We start from the raw sequence: 20,723 nt of genomic DNA, 5'->3' as shown, positions 1-20,723 counted from the left end.
AATCCAAGTTAAATAAAATGGAGTAATGATCATGAGTTTCTTGAAAATTGAAAATCTTACGGCGGGTTTTATGTCGAACATCAAAAATCCGCCGGTTTTACGAGGTGTTAATCTGGAAATTGCCAGGGGGAGCCGTCATGCCTTGATTGGTCAAACCGGTGCCGGAAAATCCGTCCTGGGGCTTTCCATTGTCAACCTGCTTCCGGAAAATGCCCGTTTAACCGGCAAAGTGTTTTTTCAGGGAAAAAATCTTTTGGATTGCAGCGAAAAAGAAATGATGCGCCTGCGTGGCAAAGAGATGATGATGATTTTCCAGAATCCTTTTTTGACCTTAAATCCGGTTTTATCCATCGAAGCTCAATTGTGTGAGATACCCATGTTTCATGAAGGAATGAACCGTTCCAGGGCCAGGGTCCGTGCCCGGGAAATGCTGTATATGTGCGGGTTAAAGGAACCGCAAAAAATCATGCAGGCCTATCCCCATGAAATGAGTGGCGGAATGTTGCAGCGTGTGGCGCTTGCCATGGGCATCATCTGCCACCCAAAACTTTTAATCGCAGACGAACCCTTAAAAGGTCTTGATGTGAGCCGTAAAAAGCAGCTTGCCTTGACATTGGCCAAGGTATGTCAAGAGCTTGGCATCACGCTGTTGCTGATCACCCATAATTTGAAAGTTGCACAATATGTGTGTGATGTTTCTTCGGTTATGTACCAGGGGCAAATTGTGGAAACGGCTGCTGCAAAAGATTTGTTTTTGTCCCCAAGCCATGCTTATTCACAAAAATTAGTGCAAACGTTTTATCGGTTTGAACAAGTTGAGGAGTTATGCAATTGATATCCAATCCTGTGACCAATCCTGTGACCAATTCTGTAACCAATTCTGTAACCAATCCTAAGATCAGGCCCATGATAGAAATCACTCAATTGAAAAAATATTATACATCCGGAGTGTTAAAAAAACGGATAACCAAAGCTGTCGATGGTGTCGATTTATCGGTTGACAAGGGTATGATCTATGGGCTGACCGGTGAAAGCGGTTGCGGAAAAACCACGCTTGCCATGGCCATGCTGCGTCTCATTGAACCAACGGCCGGCAGTATTATCATCAATGGTAAAAATATCATGTCGTTGGGCAAGGCATTCTTGAAAAAAATGCGGCCCAGGTACCAGATTATCTGGCAAAACCCGGAAGCATCCTTTAACCCGCGAATGCGGATTTCAGATAATATTCTTGAACCCGGCCGGTATTATGGAAAATTTTGCCAAAAGGAGGAAATGGATATTCTGTCAAAATATTTAAACATGGTGGAACTTCCCATGGATTTGGTAAGTCGCTATCCCCACGAGGTCAGCGGCGGTGAAAATCAAAGAGCGGTTATCGCGCGGATGCTGACCATGGAACCGGAGCTTTTGATTGCGGATGAACCCACATCTTCCCTTGACATCCTGGTACAGGAACAGATCCTGGCCCTGCTTAAAAAAATTCAGGAACAGATGAACATGACCATTGTTTTTATTTCCCATGATTTGAGGGTGATCCGCTATATGTGCCGGAAGATGGCGGTGATGCTGGAAGGCAAAATCGTGGAAAAAGGGTTGTGTGAAACTATATTGTCTGCTCCGCAACATGAATATACCCGCCAACTTGTGACAAACACATTTGGCAAATGGAGATTAAATTAATGAAACCTGTGATTCAATCAATTGCAATACTGATTTTGCCGCTGTTCTTTCTATCCTGCAACAATAAACAGATGGAAACAAAAAAAGAGCTGGTTATCGGTGTCAGCCAGGATTATCGCGCCACAGATGTTTTTTCCCATAAAGGATTCAATTGTTTTGTCTTTGAAACATTGGTCAAAATGGATACAAAAGGAACCATCCGGCCTTTTCTGGCTGAATCGTGGAAAAAAAGTGCGGATGGCAGACACTACACCTTTTATCTGAGAAAGGACGTGAGGTTTTCCGACGGAACACCTTTAACGGCCGATCAAGTTAAAGACGCGATGTTTTATAAGCAAACCCGAAAAAGAAAAAGAGGTCCGGCAAGAGGTATTCAGGCAAAGAGGCCGTCTGAAGGTTATAATGGAAAAGAAGAATCAGCTCTGAAAAACAGCAATCCCGGAAAGAACAGCAGTCCTGGTATAGATAACAATTACAGCACCTTTGACAATGAAAGATACAATCTGCCGCGTTGGTCCTCCTTTTCATCCATTGATATTATTGATGAACACACGATCAGATTCAATCTGCCAAGACCCTATACGCTTTTTTTAAGCGAACTGGCCACCACCCACAGCTATCCTGTTCTTAAACCCGCTGCTTCAGAAGAAGTGACCGGTTACATCGGAACCGGTCCATACAAAATCGATGTGCATAAACGAACCCAATATATGATTCTCGTAAAAAATGATCAGTATTGGCAAGGATCTGTCAACATCGAAAGAATCCGGCTGAAGGTCATTCCGGATGCCGAAACAAGAGCGATCGCGCTTGAAGCCGGTGAAATTGATATCACCGGTTATGACCATTTTGATAAAATTCCCAATGAATCCGTTACCCGGTTAAAATATCTGCCCTCCATCACGGTGACGACCATGGGGAACGTGGAACAACCATCGGTCAGCTTTATCGCCATTAACGACAAAAAAGACCCTTTTCAAAATCCGGCTGTTCGCAAAGCGTTGGCAATGGCAATTGACGTAAAACAGATAGAAACGCTTATATCCGAAACCGGAAGCGTGATTGCCGGGCCTTTTCCGCAAAAGCATGAATTATGCAATCCAGCAGTGAACCGGCCGCTTTTTGATAAAACGGCAGCCAAACAATTGCTTTCAGAGGCCGGTTGGACGGACCATGACCAGGACGGCATCCTTGAAAAAGACGGTAACCCCTTAGCCATGACACTGACCTTCAGTTTTTTCGATCCCCAATATAAAATTATCGCTGAAATGGTTCAGGCGCAATTGCGCAATATCGGTGTGCAAGTAAGGCTGAACATGGTGGAACTGGGCACCCATATAACGGTCATGCGCAATGGTGAGTACGACCTGGCCTTCTGGCCCCTGATGCGGTATCATATGTTTTTTTATACCGGACATCCCTCATGGCTGAACGTGTATAGCAACCCTGAGCTGGATGCATCATTTTTGCAATATCTTCATGGTAATAGTGAAAAAGAACGGAAAAATGCCGTTTATAAAACCCAGGAACTGATTCAAAAAAGTTATGTTTTTCCCGTATTTTTTGAGCGCTTTGATGTGATTGCCTGGAATCATGATGTATTAAAGGACTTTGAGCCGCTTCCAGTGGGCTGGGATTTGTCAATGTATTTATGGAAATCCCGTTTGATGTGATCTGCATTTTAAATGTCCCTGCTGAAAATCACCCATGTATATTGTCGGTTTTCGATTGGCAGGATGGGAACCGGGGTCGTATCAGTTTTCGGCAAGGACCCGGCATTAATTAAAAAGGAGGCCGGCAACTTTTGCGCCGGGCTTATCCAACCCGCTAATCAGCCGCGCGGTTCTTTGCAGCGGCTGAATCAGCATGGTGGGAAAAAATCCGACGTCCTGGAGGCTTCAGCGGATAGAAACACCTCGGTTCCGCAGGTAGTCTTTCAAGTCGCCAATTCCAATGATCCCAAAATGGAACACAGACGCGGCAAGCAGGATTGTAGCGCCTGCTTCCGCTGCCTGATAAAAATGATCCAACTCTCCTGCTCCTCCGGAAGCTACTACTTCGGCCGATACAGCTTCCTTGATCGCTCTGATCACCGGCAGATCATAACCGGTCTGCACGCCGTCGCCCGCTTTGCTTGTCGGCAGAATGACCGGAACGCCGTAACCGTCAACGCGCTTTGCCCATTCGATCGCATCTGTGCCGGTAGCTGTCCGTCCACCATCAATATATACTTCATAGCCTGAAGGCATAGCCGCGTTCTGATCTACATCAATGGCCACCGTCAACTTCCCGGCACCCAGCTCTTTAACTATTTCTGCAATCAGTTCAGGCTTCCGAAACGCGGCACTGCTGGTCGATACTTTGTCTGCTCCTGCGTTCAGAACCAACTCGGCCGATTTTATATCATATATGCCGCCGCCAACAGTGAATGGCACGGTTGTGACTTCGGCCACGCGTTTAACTATGTCGAGCATGGTGGCTCTGCCTTCCACCGTAGCTGTGATATCAAGAAGCGCCAGTTCATCTGCGCCGTTCTCACAATAAGCACGTGCGCATTCGACCGGATCACCGGCGTCTTGTATGTCCACGAAATGGACGCCTTTGACAACGCGTCCGTTCTGCATATCCAGGCAAGGCATGATTTTAATTTTTTGATCCAATGTTTTTCTCCTCTTTACTTTGGTTTTATAGGTCCCTCTTTTTTACAGTCAGCAAGATAATGGTCCATAGCATTGTGGAAATCTTCAGTGAGTTGTGCGACAGTTTCACCCTCAAAGGTAACACTGTCTTTTATTCCAATCACTTTGCCCCCAACAATACCATCCCGATCATCAAGGTTGATTTTAGCAAAATATCCTTTATAGGTCATATTGTTCATGGTGTCACCTCCAAACTTGTTAACCATTCCCGAATCTGTATTAACTTTTACTTCTCAAATAATTCTTGGAGTATATTTAAGACGCTATTTTGTGCCTTGGGATTTATTGTGCCGAGTTTTTTAACAAGCCTTTTTTTTGTCGACAGTTTCGAACTGTATAAGGAGAATAAAACCGCAGTTTGCCTTCTGCTATATCGGTTTTGCAGCCGGGGATATTCTTGATATGTAAGGCATTCACAAGAATATCGTCCATTAATGTTATAAGATTCGCTGATATTTTTTTCTTGTGAACTTCTAATTCGCAACAAACAGGGTGAATAATTTAAATAAATGTGGTATCTGTTTTTCATGGTTCTATAATGTATGGCTTATCGCTATAGGGGAAAAGAGAGCTGTTATTTATTACAGCAAAGCGTAAAAAAAAACTCACTGCCGCTGAAAAGATAGAAAAAAGCGAAAGCAGAAAGAGTCCATGAGCATAATGTCAACTATCCCTTCTGAATAAGAGATTCAAAAAGGGGACTCCTTGGCAAAAAGTTGAAAAACAAAGCAAACTTTACCTGATCCCCATTCACATCGCTCATTGTGACCGTTGGGCTTGAAACAAATGTGTAGAAACACATGAATAACTATAAAAGAAGAAATATTCAGAATGAAAAAATTTATTGCGGTTTATATTGATCTTGAAAATGTGGCGGGAATTTTAGATCTGGACGTCATGATCCAGGATATTATTCTGGAAGAAAGCAAAGTAGATCCGGAAGAATATATTTTTGCGGTCAAGTTTGCCTGTGGACATACCCATTCCATAACAAAACTCAGGGATCAACTTATAGATTATAATTTTGAAATTAGAGAGGCGCCCCATGTGACCGGCAAGAAAAATCGTGCGGATCTGATTATCAGCTTGGACGCATTTGAAAAACTTTATCTTGAAAAGCCGTCAATTGACCGTTTTGTTTTTGTCACCCGTGATTCTGATTTTTCGGTTATCATGGATCTTTTGAGAAAATACGGCAAGGAGGTCTGGCTGATTACCCAGGAAGGCGATGAACAAAGGCCGATTTTTCGCAATTGTACGGATAACATTATCGTGATTCCCAGAAAAAAGACGTTGCCTCAAATGGACAAAGCAGGTTCTGTCAAACAAGATGCCGCACCAATAAAAAATAATATTCAGATACCTGAGAAGAACATTGAAACAGCTAAAGATAAAATTGCCAAAGAATTGTTTATGAAAGTTCTCGTGCGTCTTGAACCAAGTGAAAAACATTTGTTAAACGGCATTGCAAACAAAATGAGACAACTGGACAAATCATTTAAAATTCGAAATACCAGTTATAAAAAAATGACCACCCTTGCAAAAGAGTTTGAAAAAAAAGGCTGGTTTAAAACCAGGAAAAACAAAGACGGTCACCTTATGATTCAAGATTTGGAAGCAGAATGATAATAGCTCAAATAGAGACAATCGACGAAATTAAACCGATTTTTAGAGAATATTTAAAATATATGAGCCGGTTTTTTAAAATTGATAATTATGATTTGTGGTGTAAAGGCGCGCTGAAAAATTTACAACTCTATTTGATTAAAGAGGATCGGCATGTTTATCTTTTAAAGAAATCAGACGTTCTCATTGGTTTTGCCATGATCAATAAACATTTGCGGTTCAATACCAAAGGAGTTGCAGTTGCAGAGTTCTACATTCAAAAAGGTCATGAGAAAAAAGGGTATGGACGTAAACTTGCCGAACATGTGTTTGCACAATTGCCTGGTAACTGGGAGGTTGCAGTTACATTGAAAAACAGTTCAGCCCTGGCGTTTTGGGAACATGTGGTATCCTCTTACACCCATGGTAATTTTATAAAAAAAAGGAAGCCTTCCTTTAGCGGATACGGCTTCCTTTTCAATGTTTCAGGACAAAGCGCTTCTGTTCTTTAAGCGTTAAGTATTTTAGCAACCCCAAATAATTTAGAAGCCCTCAATAATATCCCGGTTCAAGTTTTTCAGGATCTGTTTGCACCATTTGACCGTGTTCGTGAAATCCGTCATGGTGGCAATTCCGTGGTGGGAATGAATGTATCGTACCGGGATGCCTAAGGTGATGGTGGGAACGCTTCTGTCATGAAGATTGATAACACCGGCATTGGTTCCGCCGCTTGACCGGACAGCCTCCTGAAACGGAATCTTGTTTTTTTCGGCAATATCAATGGCAAATTTGACAAACCGTGGATTTGCCAGCACGGACTTGTCCATATGGCGTATCTGGGGGCCTTTTCTCAATCCGGCCTGGATAAAATCATTGGTGTTGAAAGTGTCGTCTGCCGGTGTGCCTTCAAGCACAATGGCAACATCAGGGTTTGCTTTTTTTACTGAAATGTTTGCTCCCCTTAAACCAAGTTCTTCCTGGGATGACAAAACTCCAACCACATCAACTGCCATATCATTTTGAATATGACTTTTCATGATTTCCAGAAGGGCTGCGCATCCCAGCCGGTCATCAAAGGCTTTGCCGAATATCAGGTCGTTTTCGCTGTCATAAGAAAACACCACATCAGGTACAACCGGTGCGCCGATTCTGATATTAAACTTTTCCGTCACTTCCTTTTTTGATGTGGCTCCTATGTCTATGACCATGCCTGCAATATTTACAGGTTTTTTTATTTCATCAGGTGTCATGAAATGTGTGGGTTTGGAGGCAACAACTCCTTTTATCCATTTGCCTTTGGTGTTTCGGATTTTAACGGCATGGGCACTAATGCTCTGGGGATTCCAGCCGCCCAGGGCCAAAAATTTAAGAGTCCCGCTGGTGTTGACGGACTGTATCATAAACCCGACTTCATCGGAGTGGGCATCCAGCATGACTTTTGGAAGGTTTTTTTGGGAAGCTATACATTCGCAAGCGGTGCGATGGATAAAAAGATTCCTTATCCGGTCTTCCTCAAGAGAAAAGGCCGGTCCCATATATTTTCCTGCCGCATGGATGACCTCATCTTCAAACCCGGAAACGCCCGGGGCATTTGAAAGTTGTTCGATTATTTCAACTGAATTCAATGTTCTCTCCAATAGCTGTTTGTTCTATGTTTGTATTCATATGTTTTCCGGTTTATCAGCTTGTGTTGCAATATGTCAATCAGATTGGGCTGGTCCATGGTTTGCCGGCAGTTTTATTAACGTTGCTTTCAAATGTCAGCTCAGGGCTTATTGGATTATCTGTTCCAGATTTCCATGGGTTGAATCGGATATTCTCAGGCAAGCAGTTGGGGCATTCAAATACAACAGGGTCATAGCCTGCTTCTTACCATATATATATGGCTTTATTCGGGTGTTTTAAAATGGTTTGTTGAATATTTCTAATAAGATAAATTGTATTTAAAAGAATACATTGACATGAGAAATATTATTATATACGTTACAGCGTACATAATAAGTCAGTAAACGTCATAAGTATAAGGCAAAACTTAAATCAGAGGAGGAAAAAAATCTATAAATGAAAAGTATAAAAAAAATTGCGGGCATGATTGCCTGTTGTGCCATCATCTCAATGATAACTTGCACGGTTGCCGTTGCCGAACAGAGTACATCCCTGTATAGCACTGTTTTAGGACCGGGAAATATGGAGTTGGGGATCAATCAGCGCTTTCGATATGAATATCTGGACGAGTATAACATAAAAAAATTTGGAACAGGTCATGACGACAATGTTCTTTTGAGCCGGACACAATTGTACTTGAAATATGAAATGCCACAGGGCCCGTCCTTTTTTCTTCAGGGACAGGATTCGCGTTTCTGGTTTTCCGATGACATTAACAAGGATGATTATATTCAGCAATGTCCTTATTATAACGACTTTGATCTGCGGCAGGCATACATTGAATGGAGAAAAATTGCAAATACTGAGTTGGGCTTCAAGGCCGGGCGGCAAACAATCGGATACGGGGACGGCCGAATTTTTGCCGGTGGAAGCTGGGGCAATGTGGGCCGTCATCTTTGGGATGCTGTTATCATTAACTATGCAACAGAAAAGGTAAAATTTAATTTTATTTACGGTCAAAAAATTCTTTTTGACTGGAATGAATTTGATGGGGATCATTACGACTATGATGTTTATAGTTTGTATGTTCAAACAAAGCCCGTCAGCGGCCATGTCATTGATTTGTTTTATGTGCTCAAAAATAATGATGACAGTGCAAATGGAAAAGATGAGCTAACGGTTCATACAGTCGGTTTTTACGGGAAGGGCAAATGGCGTCAGCTTGACTACAATGCCACTGCCGCATATCAATTTGGAGAGGATGGACCGGACGATATTGCAGCTTATATGATGCATGCCCAGATGGGATATACGTTGCCGCACCGTTTTCAGCCGCGCCTTTCAGCAGGATATACTATCGGTTCAGGAGATGACGACCCCAATGACGGTGACAAAAAAACCTATGACGGAGTTTTTGGCGGGATTGCCTCGTATTATGGACGAATGAATCTTTTTTCAGGATCAAACCTGGAGGATCTGCAAGCCGGAATAAGCATCAAACCCTGCAAGGGAGTTTCTGTCAGCCTGGATTACCACTGGTTTAGCCTGGCTGAGAAAAAAGACGCCTGGTATTACTGCAACAACAAGGCAATGCGCAAAGACAATACCGGATCATCAGGATCGGATCTTGGACAGGAACTTGATCTGATCTGCAAATATAAAGTCAACCCTCACCTGGAATTGATGGCAGGGTATGCATTTTTCGTTCCCGGATCATTTGCTGAAAACACCGGGTCATCTGAGGATGCTCACTGGGGGTTCAGCCAGGTCACGATATCATTTTAAGTTAAGCAGGTTTGATTAAAGGAACTGAAAAATCATGAAAAAACTTTATATTACATCAACAGGACAAATTTGTTTTATCATTGTTTTTATTATGGCATACCTGACATGTTCGTTTGCAGGACAGATTCATCTGTTTGCAGGTGCCGGGCTTAGGCAGCCCATTGACCGTCTGATTCAGACTTTTGAGTCCCGGACCGGCCACAAGGTATTTGTGGATTACGGCGGTTCAGGGAAGCAATGCGTCCGTATCCATGCCACTGGAAAAGGAGACCTGTTTATGCCGGGAGCGTTGTTTTATATAGAAAAACTGCAGAAAGCCGGTATTGCTCACAACTATATGCCGGTTGCCGTTCACACGCCGGTCGTCGGGGTAAACCGGAAATCAGCAGTACAAATCACAGCATTTGAAGATCTTGCCAAATCAGGTATGCGTATCGGCCTTGGCGATTCCAAGGCCATGGCATTGGGTAAAACCGCCGAGGTGATTCTGGAGCGTTCCGGCCTGAAACAGGAAATTTTGAAAAATGTGACCGTCTATGGAGCCACAGTGAAACAACTGGCCCTTTATGTGATCCAGGGTGATGTGGACGCAGCTATTATCGGTCGTGCCGATGCGGTTCAGGCCAGCGATAAAATACGCCTTGTCGAGATTCCCAAAAATTTTTTTACGGCGGAAACCATTGCTGTTGCTCTGCTGACAAATGGCATGAACCGGCCTGAAGTTGTGGATCTTCAAAATTATTTGTCCGGGTCAGATGCTGTCAAAGTTTTTGGTGATTATGGTTTCTTGCCGTTTGTCCCTGCATCTGCAGAGTCCAAAAAATAGACTATGCGCGTTTTTACCTGTGTATGCGTTGTGCTGATGCTTTTGTTTACCCTCATGATAATGGGGGTTCTTGTTGCGCTTTGCCTGCCCCTTCCCATCCGTGATCTGCTGCAGGCACTGGCTTCACGAGAAACATTTTTCGCATTGCGTCTGAGCTTGAGCTGTTCTGTTCTGGCAACCATTATATCTTTGCTCTGGGGAGTACCCACAGGATATCTTCTGGCGCGGAAAGATTTTTTTGGAAAAGCGCTGTTGGATATCCTGATGGACATTCCCATGATCATCCCGCCTTTGGTTGTGGGCATCGGCCTTATGTTTTTGTTCAGCTCAAGCGCACTTGGAAAACCCCTGGAAGCTCTGGGTATTCGGATATTGTTCACCCCTTTGGGAGCATGTGTGGCACAGACTTTTATTGCGGTTCCCATTATTATTAGGACCAGCCGGGCGGCTTTTGAAGACGTGGACATCCGATATGAATCGGCCGCACTGACCCTGGGGTCATCTGCGTTACATGCATTTTTCAAAATAACTCTGCCCCTGGCAGCAAACGGTATTTTATCAGGTGCCCTGCTTGCCATGGCACGCGCCATGGGTGAGTTCGGGGCAACCCTTATGGTTGCAGGGGCTACCCGCATGAAAACCGAGACCCTTCCCATTGCCGTATACCTCAATATTTCAAGCGGAGAAATCGGAATAGCCCTGGCCTGCTCCTGGATTCTCATGGGAGCAGGCCTTATTTTGCTGATCATTCTCAAGTTTATCGGTAAAATATCTCAGATTAATTCCCGATAATAAACCCCAGCGTTTCCAAAGCCCTTGCAAAGGGGGCTTCTTTTTCCGGAAGAATTACAAGATGCCGTTTTCCGGCCGGCAGGCAAAGAGATTTTAATTTTTTGTCGGTTAATATTTGTTTGCGGATTTCTCCATGGCACTCCAGCAAGGTCACCTTTCCTTTTTCCACAACTGCCGTGCTTCGATTTTCGACTTTTTCAAAAAGCGTTTTAAGGGGTTGTCCTATCTTTTCCGAAGTTATCTGATTGATATAGCGTTTAATCTCCTTTAATGTCTCCCCGGCTTTGACCGCATTGAGCAAAGAGGTAAGGGATATATGCCATTTGCCGGCCTCTTTTTGTTCTGCGATCTTGTCAAGGTAAAGGCTGTGATCAGGTGAGGGAGTGCCGCTCCCTTGATATAGAATATCGGTGTCATCAAGTTCAAAATCATGAGCATCCAAGGTGCCATACTCGGTTGAAAGTCCAAGAACAAAAGCTCCCAGATCGTTGAGCCGGATCTGCATCAGGCCGTCGCACATGCTTAAAAAAGGTTCATCATCCGCGCCCCAGCAGGATTGGAATTCAGTTCTGGCATCATAGGGAGATTTATAGGCAACATCCAAAAGCCCTGAAGTTGCGCAATATTCAAGAAAATAGATCAACAGGTATCTTAATTGTAAAATAGGCCAGGTGTCGTAATAGTCCAAATGGCCGTAATGGGGATCTCCAAAATAGAGTTTCCAGTCATAGTTGGTCATTTCAAATGTATAGTTTTCAGAGACCATGAACCTTGCCATTTCATCCACGGTAATCCATCTGCCCGGTTCAAGGCACCGCAATGCGTCATTGATCACGGGACGGCGGTGGACCGGTGACGTCATGGTACGGCCTTTGGCAGCTCTTTGCCCTTTTACTGCTGTAACCTGTGCGTATTCATCAATGATTTTTGTTTTTTCCCATTTTGTCCAGATGGTTTTAATTCCCCCGGCAAGATCATTTTTTAACGCTTTGGTGCCGGCCCGGGTTAATTTTAAAAAATTGCCGTCAATTGAGGCAAGTCCTCCCCCTTGAAGCAGCAGGGGCCAGGCAAAAGCCTGGAGAGGGCCAATTTTATCATCATCATAAAAATCTCCGTCACACAGAGCAGTTGAAATGTTTTTAATGGTTGCAGCCGTGGCACGACCTGTTTTGGGGCTGACCCTGATTTTATTTTCCGCCACCATGGTCAGTAAAATATTCAGGTTCATGCAGGCGGCATGGGCGGTTTCTCTGACCGTTAAGTCCTGGGTGTCTGCCAGGTCACCATAATTGAGTTGTTCAGGTTCAGGTGCCTTTATTTCTTTTTCCAGTTTTGTCATTAAGTCGGCTGGAATTTTTCCGTTAACAAAAAAAAGATAAAATAAATGCGTTTCCCCTCTGTATCCTGTTGATTTAGTTATAGGAAGAGCGCCGTATTTGGCATGAAACTGTTGGGTATTAAAAACGCCGTTCCAGTTGTGAACGGCTTCGGCCAGGGCCTTGACTGCCATGGTATCTAAACTTGCAACAATATTTCCAAGATCCTTGAACAGGATGGCTGTGATATGGTCCACTATCTCAGCTTTGCGAGGGGGTATTTTTTTGCTGATCTGTTTGGCCAGAGACTTGAGTTCATCCACTCTGTAAACATCATTCAGGGCATGTTTCAGTGTCTTGTAATTCTCTTGAAATCGTGCCATTATTCATCCTTTATGTTGGTGATAGGTGGAACTCTAACAATTGCTTTTGTAAAAAATTCCATCCATTGATTCAACACTGTTTAAATTACGCCCATGAATATCATGAAAAACAATAATCGGTAAATATGATAGTGGAAAATAAGAGTGCAAATAACGAACTGGTCATGGCTTACCGCCTACTTTCCCCTGTTTTAAAAACCATGGTCAGGATTCTGGCAGTTCAGGTATTTGAGTTCAGGCAAAAAGATATGATTTACTGCCTGAATACCATGGAATTTACGGATGAGTATAGCAAGCCCTTTGTTCAAAAAACCATTCAGCCCCTTGTAAAAGAACTTGAAAGCCAGGGATTGATCATTAAAAAACCAAAAGGGCTGACCTGCTCTGAACCGGTATGGTCACAAGCACTTCAGGATGTTGTAATGGCGGGTCAATTTAAAGAAATTGCCTTTGCTGTTCTGGATGCCATCCCCTTTAAGCGCACACATGCCGGATTTGTATTTCGAAATATTCATGAGGCTTACCGGGCGATCCTGATAGCGGTTTACGGCGGTGAAGATTGTCTTGATATAGATAAAGTATATGCTTCTATCCGTTATTATTTGCCCATAGAATTTTGGGAGCATGTGCCGTTTTTAACGCTGTTTAACCGTCCGTTTACCCCCTGGATGCTGGATGTCCTTGCACCTGCCATGCGGATGGCGGTTCTTGAATATCTCCTGAAGGAGGCGGAACCAATCCTGGAGCCTGTAGAAGTTGCTCTTGATTATTATGTGGAATTGTTATCAAAATCGTCTGGGCTTGAAGAAAATTATAACGCCATGGTTTGGCTTTTGTTGAGCGGGAAAATCAAAGCTCATCAACAAATTGTGTCAAAATTTAAAAACTCTTCTTCCCGTTCAGCCCATTTGGGGTGTGCCCTGATGCTGTGCAATAAGAATGATGAGGCATTGATTCAGTTCAAGGACGCCCTGGTATTCCTGAAAAAAAAGACCCGCAAACGCAAAATTTTTTTACCTGGATATGAAGGCCTGTTTTTTTTGTTTGCCTTGTTGAAAAGTGAAAAGAGTGAAGATCATGAAGCGGCATTGACCTATATTGATATGGCCTCAGGGGATACAACTTTATGCTTGCCTGTCACGGAGGCAATGAGATCCTTGTTCCAGGAACGGCTTGGGCTTGTTTCAGTATTGCAAAATTCCCTTGAAAGCTCGGTTGCAGTGGAGCATCTGGTTGTCTCATTTCTAAGTATTCTTGTTATGAGCTGGATTGATAAAAAAAAGGCTGAATCCTATATTTTCCAACTGGAGAATATTCAAAAAAAAACAATGGCAGCCGGTCTTTTGTGGATGGAGGCTGAAGTATGCGCTCTTCTTGCCAGCCTGGGTCATGATGCTAAGCACAATATAGAACGGTCGAAAAAAAATCACAAACTGTGTGGCACCCACACCCTTGCAACACTGGTTAAGCCAATACCCAAATGGGAAAAAACGCTCAAGTCCCTGATTCATATAGGGCAAGCTTCCGGCCCTAAACCTGAACCGGGGACAGATAAGCGAAACCAGCGTCTCATCTGGATTTTAGGATGCAGTGAAACATACAATACCTGCTACATCACACCCCGTCTTCAAAAATTGTCAAAGAACGGAACCTGGACAAAGGGCAGGGCTGTGGCGTTGAAAAATCTGTATAACAATTATCACACCATGGAGGGGCTTACAGACCAGGATCGACGAGTGTGTTCCACCATTATTGAGGAGTTTTACAGAACCGGGTATGGCTATTACCACCAGGTTGAGTATGGGTTTGATGAGGAAAAAGCCCTGCCGCTGCTTGTGGGTCATCCTCTTTTGTTCCTTGGCGATTCCCTGGAAAGCCCTGTGGAACTTGTCATGGGAGATCCTGAAGTGCGGTTTCGCATTGACAAGGGGAAAATTAATATTGCAATACATCCTATGCCGGATAGTAATGACAGCACTGCACTTGTGGTCAGGGAAACCCCTTCCCGGTTTAAACTGGTCAGGTTTTCTTCCGAACAACTGCAAATAGCCGATCTTTTGGGTGAAAATGGATTGAAACTGCCTGAAAAAGCGCAGGACATGGCAAGTCAGGTCATTGGCTCTCTTTCCTCACTGGTTACTGTTAACTCGGATCTTGCGGGTGCCGGAAGTGAACATGTCAGGGAAATAAAAGCTGATCCCATTCCACATGTTCATGTGATGCCATGGCAGGACGGGATCAAAATTGAACTGCTGGTAAGGCCCTTTATTGATACGGGTTCTTATTTCAAGCCAGGTCGTGGCGGGATCAATGTGTTTGCTGAAATTAAAGGGGAAAAGCTACAGGCTGTCCGTGATTTGAGCAGAGAAAAACAATTGTCCCAGGCCGTGATTGAACAATGTTCCACCCTGGAACATCTTGAGGAAGTTGGAGGACAGTGGCTGGTAGCAGACCCTGAAGAAGCCCTTGAGCTTCTTCTTGATCTGAAAAACTGCGATGACAATATCGTTATGGAATGGCCCCAGGGAGAGAAAATGCAGGTCAGGTCCCAGGTTTCTTTTAATGATTTTAAGTTGAATATTAAAAAAGACAGAGAATGGTTCAAGGCCACGGGTACATTAAAGATTGATGAGAATCTGAGTCTTGATCTGGTAAAGCTGATGTCGCTTCTGGATAAACCTTCCGGTCGTTTTGTAGCAATGGATGACGGCACTTTTTTGAGCCTTACCCATTCTTTAAAAGAGCGGCTTGAAGAGTTGAAAGCTTATTCCACACCCCATGGAAAAGGGCTTAGATTTGCTCCCCTGGCAGTGCATGCCATTGAAGAGTTTACTGATCAGGCAGGATCATTGAAAAGTGACAAGGCATGGAAAATTCATTGTGAAAAACTAAAAGAGATTGTAACTCCCGACGTTCCAGGCACCTTGCAGGCCCGCCTGAGAGATTACCAGGTGACCGGCTTTAACTGGCTGGCCCAGCTTGCTCACTGGAATGTGGGTGCCTGCCTGGCCGATGACATGGGGCTGGGAAAAACAGTTCAGGCTCTTGCCGCAATTTTGCTGTATGCCGGTGACGGCCCTGGCCTTGTGGTGGCTCCTTTGTCGGTCATGGCCAACTGGCAGGAGGAGTGCCGCAATTTTGCACCCACTCTCAATCCTCTTGTGTTTGGCCCCGGAGATCGGCAGAACTTTCTGGATGGGCTGGGTCCGTTTGATCTTGTGATTTCAAGCTATGGTCTTCTCCAGGTGGAGGCTGAAAAATTGGCCGGGGTGGATTGGCAATCCATTGTGCTGGATGAGGCCCAGGCCATAAAAAACATGAAGACAAAACGGTCAAAAGCTGCCATGGCACTCAATTCCAGGTTCAAGATGATCACCACGGGAACGCCTGTGGAAAACCACCTGGATGAGCTGTGGACATTATTTAATTTTTTGAATCCCGGTCTTCTGGGCACTTTTAACCGGTTCAAGAATTCTTTTGCTGTTCCCATTGAGAGGGACCAGGATAAGGATGCTTCCAGGCGATTGAAAAAATTGATTCGTCCCTTTATTCTGCGCCGGTTAAAAACCGATGTACTCAAGGAACTTCCGGAAAAAACCGAAATAACCCTTCAGGTGGAAATGAGCCAGGAAGAGGCTGTGCTGTATGAGGCTCAGCGCATCAAGGCCATTGCAAATATTGAAAATGCCGATGACAAACCCGGACAAAAGCATTTGAGAATTCTGGCGGAATTGATGAAATTAAGGCAGATCTGCTGCAATCCAGCCCTGGTTCTGCCGGATGCAGGTATTGACAGTTCAAAGCTGAGAGTGTTTGGGGATATTGTGGCAGAGCTGTTGGAAAACAACCATAAAGCTCTTGTTTTCAGTCAGTTTGTGGGCCATCTGACCATTTTGCGCAAGTTTCTGGATGCAAAAAATATCACTTATCAATATCTGGACGGCTCCACAGCGGTCAAGACGCGGCAGGAGCGGATCAAGGCCTTTCAAAACGGCAGTGGAGATCTCTTTTTGATCAGCCTTAAGGCAGGCGGCTTTGGCTTGAACCTTACGGCAGCCGATTATGTCATCCACATGGACCCCTGGTGGAATCCGGCCGTGGAGGACCAGGCATCAGACCGGGCCCACAGAATCGGCCAGGTCCGGCCTGTAACGGTTTATCGCCTGGTGGTCAAAGATTCCATTGAAGAGCGGATTATCAGTCTTCATCAGGAAAAACGTGACCTGGCGGAAAGCCTGCTGGCAGGCAGTGATATGGCTGGCAAGATTTCAGCCGCTGATCTGCTGTCTCTTTTGAAAGGATAGAGATTTTACCTGTTTTGTTTTAGATTACCTGTTTTAGCTGTCCTGTCTTAGGTGTCCGGCCTTGCCCGGCCTGTATTACCAGTCTGTATTGCCAGCCTGTATCGTCCGGGCTATCATGCATTACCGGGAATCAGGCTGCCTCAAAAAACAGGTCAACACCACGGCACCTGCGGTCAGGATCGCACACAGCAAGAAAGCCATGCTGAACGTGCCGGTAATATCTGCCAGAAAACCTGCCACAGCAGGCCCGGTAATCTGTCCGGCACCAAAGAACAAAGTGATAAAGCCAAAGGCTTTTACTGCCTGTACCGGTCCCATATAATCCCCGACTGCTGCCGACATGATGGTTGGAATGCTCCATACTGCCAGGCCGAAAATTCCAATAGATGCATACAAAAACAGATCAGGCAGATTTGCAGCAACCAGGGCATAGGCAATGGTAAATAGGGTGTAAACCACCATCATGCCGGTTTTGCGACCGAGTCTGTCTGACAGCCAGCCGAACAACGGGCCTGAAAATATGGAAAGCCCTCCGACAACAGCCCAGAATGTGCCTGCCGTACCCTCTCCAAACCCCCGTTCGTTTACCATGGTGGTGACAATAAAAGTGACATAGACGGCATAGGTTGTTCCAAAAATTGCATAAATGCAGCCCAGGTGTGTCATGGTCCATTTGTTGGATTTTTTTTTCTTTTGCACAGATTTGTGGGAAAAGGATGCCGGGGACTGATTTGCCTTGCCTAAAGGCATCAGCCCCTTTTCGCCCGGCTCATTTCTCAGGAGCAGCGCTGCAATGGCCGCGATAACAAGGGATATGATGCCTATGGTCAGCCAGCCCATGCGCCAGCCTTCTGCTCCCAGGTCGGCATTCACCCAGGGCACAAAAAAACCGGTAAAAACAATTGCCAGGCCGTTTCCGGACAGCATGGTGCCGGCAGCCCGTCCCCGGGTGCTTTTTAAAAACCAGTGCGAAACCAGTCCCATCAGCGGCACATTTGCCAGCCCGGACCCTACGCCGGTTGCCACATAAAGTGTTATGACTTCGGCAAATCCCATGGCACGGCTGATCAAAACCATTGACCCGCCCACCAGGACAAGGCCGATGGAAATGGTCCAGCGGGCACCAATGGCCCTGGCAAATATGCCGGCCAGCACTACGGAAATCATATATCCCACAAAGTTTCCCGTACCGATCAGCCCCATTTGAGAATAGTTCAGTTGAAGTGAACTCCCCATGGAAGGCAGCAGCATGCCCAGAGAAAACCGCCCCAGTCCAAGACATGAGAAAAGAACAGCCATGCCTGTAATAGTTATGATCCAGCCGTAATGCAATTGTGTTTTGCCTTCTATCGCCTGAGTTTTCGCATTCATTTTTATTCCTCCGGTTTGAAGTTGCTTTTTTTTGAATGATCTTAAAGTATACAGCTACTGGAGGGTCAAGCGCTAATAGGGATTTGAATCTGGGTGATGTGTTTTTCTTTGTCTTTTGTTATAAAATCATCAATGATAACGCGCTCAATTGCATCTCCTGTGATGCTGAGTTTTTTTTTCTCCAGGTGTTTGAAAATTTTTTCGTAAAAAAAACCTGATTTTTTATGATCCCCTGCGTTAAAAGTAACACAAGCATAAAACCCCGGGTCAAGACTGCTTGAAAAATCAGTATGACGTCCGTTTGGATTTAAAATAAAAATAGAATTGTACTCATTGAACTGTTTGTTTAAAAGATTCTCAAGGCTTATGGTTAAACCAACCCTTCCGATCATGATGGAATGGTTTACCCCGGAATCGTTTTCAAGCTTTCTCAAATTGATTTCAAGGTCAAAAATGGTTTTAATGTTTTCTTTTAAAAATATTATGTTTCTTTTGGGCAGTTTTTTGATCAACACTTTGCCAAGAGAATTGTTGTCCATGGCATTTTCAAGCTCCATGATTCTTTCATTTAAAAATCCCTTGATGTTTTTCAACCGCTGGATCTCGTTATCGGTTGCCTGTTTGTATTCTTTTAATGACTTGATAAAGCCATCCTGGTCTTCTGTTTTCAGATGATGTTTGATATCATTTATGGAATAGCCCAGGTACCTTAAAAATTTAATGGAATTGAGCATCTCAAACTGCTCAATGGAATAATATCTGTAATTGTTTCGCGTATCGACCATTGCCGGTTTGAACAGATCAATTGAATCATAATACCGAAGTGTTTTGATGGGGATATTATGCAGTTTGGAAATTTCACCTATTGTAAATTCGTTTCTCATTGGTTTCGGCACTGGTTCAGTTTAATAGGTAATCACATAACTATAGAAAATATTTAAAGCCAAGGCTTTCGGCATAGTTTGAATCACCTTGAAAAATTATTTTGAATGGTATTAACCGGTTTTATTTCTTGTCAAATTCTTCCATGTATGCAGTCAAATCCTTTCTCAACCATTGAGGAACATCTACTTTTTCGAAGTTATCTGTTCTAAGGCATACAGTAACATTACTTCCTTCCACAACAATCTCATTTTCTTCACCATTAAGATATCCCCTGTATCCCCAACTGATTGAACTTTTCCCAATCTTTATAACCCTGACCTCCATGTCGATTTGATCTCCATATTTCATCTTACGATGGAAATCACTCTCAAGGTGAACCGTTGGTAAGGATAAATTTCGTTTGTGTAAGACCTCAGCATAAGATATCCCTAACATAGAATCGAAAAATTCTTCTATTGCAAGATGGAAGTAATGCATGAAACGTGGATAGTAGACAATACCAGCGTTATCAATGTCAGAAAAACAGACCTTAATGGGGACTCGAAAAAGCATTTTATTCCTTTCATGAGTAGAATATATTGTAAAAAATTACAGCAATTATGAGTATAGGATCAAGTGATAAAATTGTAATATCCTATCGAAAGAATTTTTCCTCAAAATTGCGGTGACGTCCATTTTTGTTATCGATGAATCCGATCCTTGGGGTACTTATAGTACAAAGATAATTATTTTCCAAGCCTCATGAAATATTTCTGATTCATTCACTCGTATATACACTATTGAATAATTAACGCCATTTTTCTTCTGGAAATTATTTTCTATAGTATAATCGTATTGCCTATGAGCCATTTATTTTTCTGGAATCACCGCGGTGGTTTCTATTTCAATAAGGCTTTGCGGTGCCAGAAGATCGGCAACAAATATCATACTCATAGCAGGAAAGTTTTTCCCAAGCAGTTGCTTCCATGCCTTACCGATTTCTCTTCGAGCCTCAATATATTTTTTTTTGTCGGTGCAGTAACAGGTCATACGGCAGATGTGTTCGGCTCCTCCACCGGCTTTTTTTAATATGGCAAGAATGTTTTTCAGGGCCTGTTCAAATTGTGGACCAATTTCTGTGGATTGAATAATTTCATTCTCATCCCATCCAACCTGCCCGGCGATAAATAAAATTTTTCCGGGACTAACGAGAATACCGTTGGCATAACCTATTGTGGGTGCCCAGCCATCCGGTTGGATAATTTTTTTTTCAATACTCATTTTGTAATCCTTTTCGATAATTTTACTGGTTTGTGGTCAATGTTCTTTTGGCACCAATATTAAGACACCTACTTTGTCTTTGTCAAGATAGACCAAGGCCGAACCTTAACTCCTATGCCGATAAAACCCAACCGTATTCTTTCTGAATCAATTATATTTTCACAAAATTGATCTGTCGAAATACCTTTACAGACATTAGAAATATTGTT

At 43.8% G+C, this 20,723-nt stretch carries 17 protein-coding genes; 9 read left to right on the top strand and 8 right to left on the bottom strand.

Features of this window, described 5'->3' with window-relative positions; all coding sequences use genetic code 11:
- The first annotated feature begins 31 nt into the window (after window positions 1–31).
- From BLT94_RS13960 to BLT94_RS13950, 3 genes are read left to right on the top strand one after another with little or no spacing between them, the layout of a single operon-like run.
- Complete coding sequence (locus BLT94_RS13960; RefSeq protein WP_175530361.1) at window positions 32–835, top strand: ABC transporter ATP-binding protein; 804 nt, start codon at window positions 32–34, stop codon at window positions 833–835.
- Window positions 826–1,683, top strand: a complete 858-nt coding sequence (locus tag BLT94_RS13955) for an ABC transporter ATP-binding protein (RefSeq protein WP_092235293.1) — start codon at window positions 826–828, stop codon at window positions 1,681–1,683. Before BLT94_RS13960 ends, BLT94_RS13955 begins: the two co-directional genes overlap by 10 nt.
- The gene (locus tag BLT94_RS13950; RefSeq protein WP_175530360.1) at window positions 1,683–3,356 is read left to right on the top strand and encodes an ABC transporter substrate-binding protein; all 1,674 of its coding nucleotides are present in this window, start codon (window positions 1,683–1,685) and stop codon (window positions 3,354–3,356) included. Before BLT94_RS13955 ends, BLT94_RS13950 begins: the two co-directional genes overlap by 1 nt.
- 225 nt (window positions 3,357–3,581) lie before the next feature.
- Here the strand turns inward: BLT94_RS13950 and hisF are convergent, their stop codons facing one another.
- Together hisF and BLT94_RS13940 are read right to left on the bottom strand one after the other, a co-directional pair.
- Window positions 3,582–4,343 (bottom strand): imidazole glycerol phosphate synthase subunit HisF, encoded by a 762-nt coding sequence (gene hisF / locus BLT94_RS13945; protein ID WP_217641244.1) that lies wholly within the window; start codon window positions 4,341–4,343, stop codon window positions 3,582–3,584.
- A gap of 14 nt (window positions 4,344–4,357) precedes the next feature.
- Window positions 4,358–4,561, bottom strand: a complete 204-nt coding sequence (locus BLT94_RS13940; RefSeq protein WP_092235287.1) for a hypothetical protein — start codon at window positions 4,559–4,561, stop codon at window positions 4,358–4,360.
- Between the two features lie 652 nt (window positions 4,562–5,213).
- On the opposite strand from BLT94_RS13940, the gene BLT94_RS13935 reads away from it, so the two are divergent.
- Both BLT94_RS13935 and BLT94_RS13930 read left to right on the top strand, forming a co-directional pair.
- Window positions 5,214–6,008: an NYN domain-containing protein gene (locus BLT94_RS13935; RefSeq protein ID WP_014959088.1), complete on the top strand. Its 795-nt coding sequence runs from the start codon at window positions 5,214–5,216 to the stop codon at window positions 6,006–6,008.
- A complete protein-coding gene (locus BLT94_RS13930) occupies window positions 6,005–6,499 on the top strand; it encodes a GNAT family N-acetyltransferase (RefSeq protein ID WP_092235284.1) in 495 nt (164 codons plus the stop codon). Before BLT94_RS13935 ends, BLT94_RS13930 begins: the two co-directional genes overlap by 4 nt.
- A gap of 30 nt (window positions 6,500–6,529) precedes the next feature.
- On the opposite strand, the gene BLT94_RS13925 is transcribed toward BLT94_RS13930, so the two are convergent.
- Window positions 6,530–7,612, bottom strand: coding sequence for a M42 family metallopeptidase (locus BLT94_RS13925; RefSeq protein WP_092235282.1), 1,083 nt, complete (start codon window positions 7,610–7,612; stop codon window positions 6,530–6,532).
- Between the two features lie 436 nt (window positions 7,613–8,048).
- On the opposite strand from BLT94_RS13925, the gene BLT94_RS13915 reads away from it, so the two are divergent.
- From BLT94_RS13915 to BLT94_RS13905, 3 genes are read left to right on the top strand one after another with little or no spacing between them, the layout of a single operon-like run.
- Window positions 8,049–9,377 (top strand): alginate export family protein, encoded by a 1,329-nt coding sequence (locus BLT94_RS13915; RefSeq protein WP_092235279.1) that lies wholly within the window; start codon window positions 8,049–8,051, stop codon window positions 9,375–9,377.
- A gap of 34 nt (window positions 9,378–9,411) precedes the next feature.
- On the top strand, window positions 9,412–10,203 hold the full coding sequence (gene modA, locus BLT94_RS13910) for a molybdate ABC transporter substrate-binding protein (protein ID WP_092235276.1): 792 nt from the start codon (window positions 9,412–9,414) through the stop codon (window positions 10,201–10,203).
- 3 nt (window positions 10,204–10,206) lie between these two features.
- Window positions 10,207–10,995 (top strand): ABC transporter permease, encoded by a 789-nt coding sequence (locus BLT94_RS13905; protein WP_245743131.1) that lies wholly within the window; start codon window positions 10,207–10,209, stop codon window positions 10,993–10,995.
- Here BLT94_RS13905 and BLT94_RS13900 read toward each other — a convergent pair.
- Window positions 10,982–12,694: a hypothetical protein gene (locus tag BLT94_RS13900; protein ID WP_092235270.1), complete on the bottom strand. Its 1,713-nt coding sequence runs from the start codon at window positions 12,692–12,694 to the stop codon at window positions 10,982–10,984. The two genes, BLT94_RS13905 and BLT94_RS13900, sit on opposite strands and share 14 nt — an antisense overlap.
- A 125-nt stretch (window positions 12,695–12,819) precedes the next feature.
- Here BLT94_RS13900 and BLT94_RS13895 point away from each other — a divergent pair, with 125 nt between their 5' ends.
- A complete protein-coding gene (locus BLT94_RS13895; RefSeq protein WP_092235267.1) occupies window positions 12,820–16,998 on the top strand; it encodes a DEAD/DEAH box helicase in 4,179 nt (1,392 codons plus the stop codon).
- Between the two features lie 120 nt (window positions 16,999–17,118).
- On the opposite strand, the gene BLT94_RS13890 is transcribed toward BLT94_RS13895, so the two are convergent.
- The 4 genes from BLT94_RS13890 to BLT94_RS13875 form a co-directional block, all read right to left on the bottom strand.
- Window positions 17,119–18,369 (bottom strand): MFS transporter, encoded by a 1,251-nt coding sequence (locus BLT94_RS13890; RefSeq protein ID WP_014959080.1) that lies wholly within the window; start codon window positions 18,367–18,369, stop codon window positions 17,119–17,121.
- 65 nt (window positions 18,370–18,434) lie between these two features.
- Window positions 18,435–19,253, bottom strand: coding sequence for a MerR family transcriptional regulator (locus BLT94_RS13885; protein ID WP_014959079.1), 819 nt, complete (start codon window positions 19,251–19,253; stop codon window positions 18,435–18,437).
- Between the two features lie 121 nt (window positions 19,254–19,374).
- A complete protein-coding gene (locus BLT94_RS13880) occupies window positions 19,375–19,806 on the bottom strand; it encodes an acyl-CoA thioesterase (protein ID WP_014959078.1) in 432 nt (143 codons plus the stop codon).
- A gap of 297 nt (window positions 19,807–20,103) precedes the next feature.
- Window positions 20,104–20,514 (bottom strand): RidA family protein, encoded by a 411-nt coding sequence (locus BLT94_RS13875; RefSeq protein ID WP_092235266.1) that lies wholly within the window; start codon window positions 20,512–20,514, stop codon window positions 20,104–20,106.
- Window positions 20,515–20,723 lie beyond the last annotated feature (209 nt).

Origin of the sequence: Desulfobacula phenolica (genome assembly GCF_900105645.1) — a bacterium.
Taxonomy (GTDB): Bacteria; Desulfobacterota; Desulfobacteria; order Desulfobacterales; family Desulfobacteraceae; genus Desulfobacula; species Desulfobacula toluolica.
The sequence above is the reverse complement of the archived record's forward strand: the minus strand, read 5'-3'. Positions and strand labels throughout refer to the sequence as shown.

Excerpts from the sequence above, each read along its gene's own strand:
- BLT94_RS13880 (WP_014959078.1), bottom strand. The coding sequence starts at position 19,806 with ATGCTTTTTCGAGTCCCCATTAAGGTCTGTTTTTCTGACATTGATAAC.
- BLT94_RS13900 (WP_092235270.1), bottom strand. The coding sequence starts at position 12,694 with ATGGCACGATTTCAAGAGAATTACAAGACACTGAAACATGCCCTGAAT.
- BLT94_RS13890 (WP_014959080.1), bottom strand. The coding sequence starts at position 18,369 with ATGAATGCGAAAACTCAGGCGATAGAAGGCAAAACACAATTGCATTAC.
- BLT94_RS13875 (WP_092235266.1), bottom strand. The coding sequence starts at position 20,514 with ATGAGTATTGAAAAAAAAATTATCCAACCGGATGGCTGGGCACCCACA.
- BLT94_RS13905 (WP_245743131.1), top strand. The coding sequence starts at position 10,207 with ATGCGCGTTTTTACCTGTGTATGCGTTGTGCTGATGCTTTTGTTTACC.
- BLT94_RS13930 (WP_092235284.1), top strand. The coding sequence starts at position 6,005 with ATGATAATAGCTCAAATAGAGACAATCGACGAAATTAAACCGATTTTT.
- modA (WP_092235276.1), top strand. The coding sequence starts at position 9,412 with ATGAAAAAACTTTATATTACATCAACAGGACAAATTTGTTTTATCATT.
- BLT94_RS13950 (WP_175530360.1), top strand. The coding sequence starts at position 1,683 with ATGAAACCTGTGATTCAATCAATTGCAATACTGATTTTGCCGCTGTTC.
- BLT94_RS13915 (WP_092235279.1), top strand. The coding sequence starts at position 8,049 with ATGAAAAGTATAAAAAAAATTGCGGGCATGATTGCCTGTTGTGCCATC.
- BLT94_RS13885 (WP_014959079.1), bottom strand. The coding sequence starts at position 19,253 with ATGAGAAACGAATTTACAATAGGTGAAATTTCCAAACTGCATAATATC.
- BLT94_RS13935 (WP_014959088.1), top strand. The coding sequence starts at position 5,214 with ATGAAAAAATTTATTGCGGTTTATATTGATCTTGAAAATGTGGCGGGA.
- BLT94_RS13895 (WP_092235267.1), top strand. The coding sequence starts at position 12,820 with ATGATAGTGGAAAATAAGAGTGCAAATAACGAACTGGTCATGGCTTAC.
- BLT94_RS13940 (WP_092235287.1), bottom strand. The coding sequence starts at position 4,561 with ATGAACAATATGACCTATAAAGGATATTTTGCTAAAATCAACCTTGAT.
- BLT94_RS13960 (WP_175530361.1), top strand. The coding sequence starts at position 32 with ATGAGTTTCTTGAAAATTGAAAATCTTACGGCGGGTTTTATGTCGAAC.
- BLT94_RS13955 (WP_092235293.1), top strand. The coding sequence starts at position 826 with ATGCAATTGATATCCAATCCTGTGACCAATCCTGTGACCAATTCTGTA.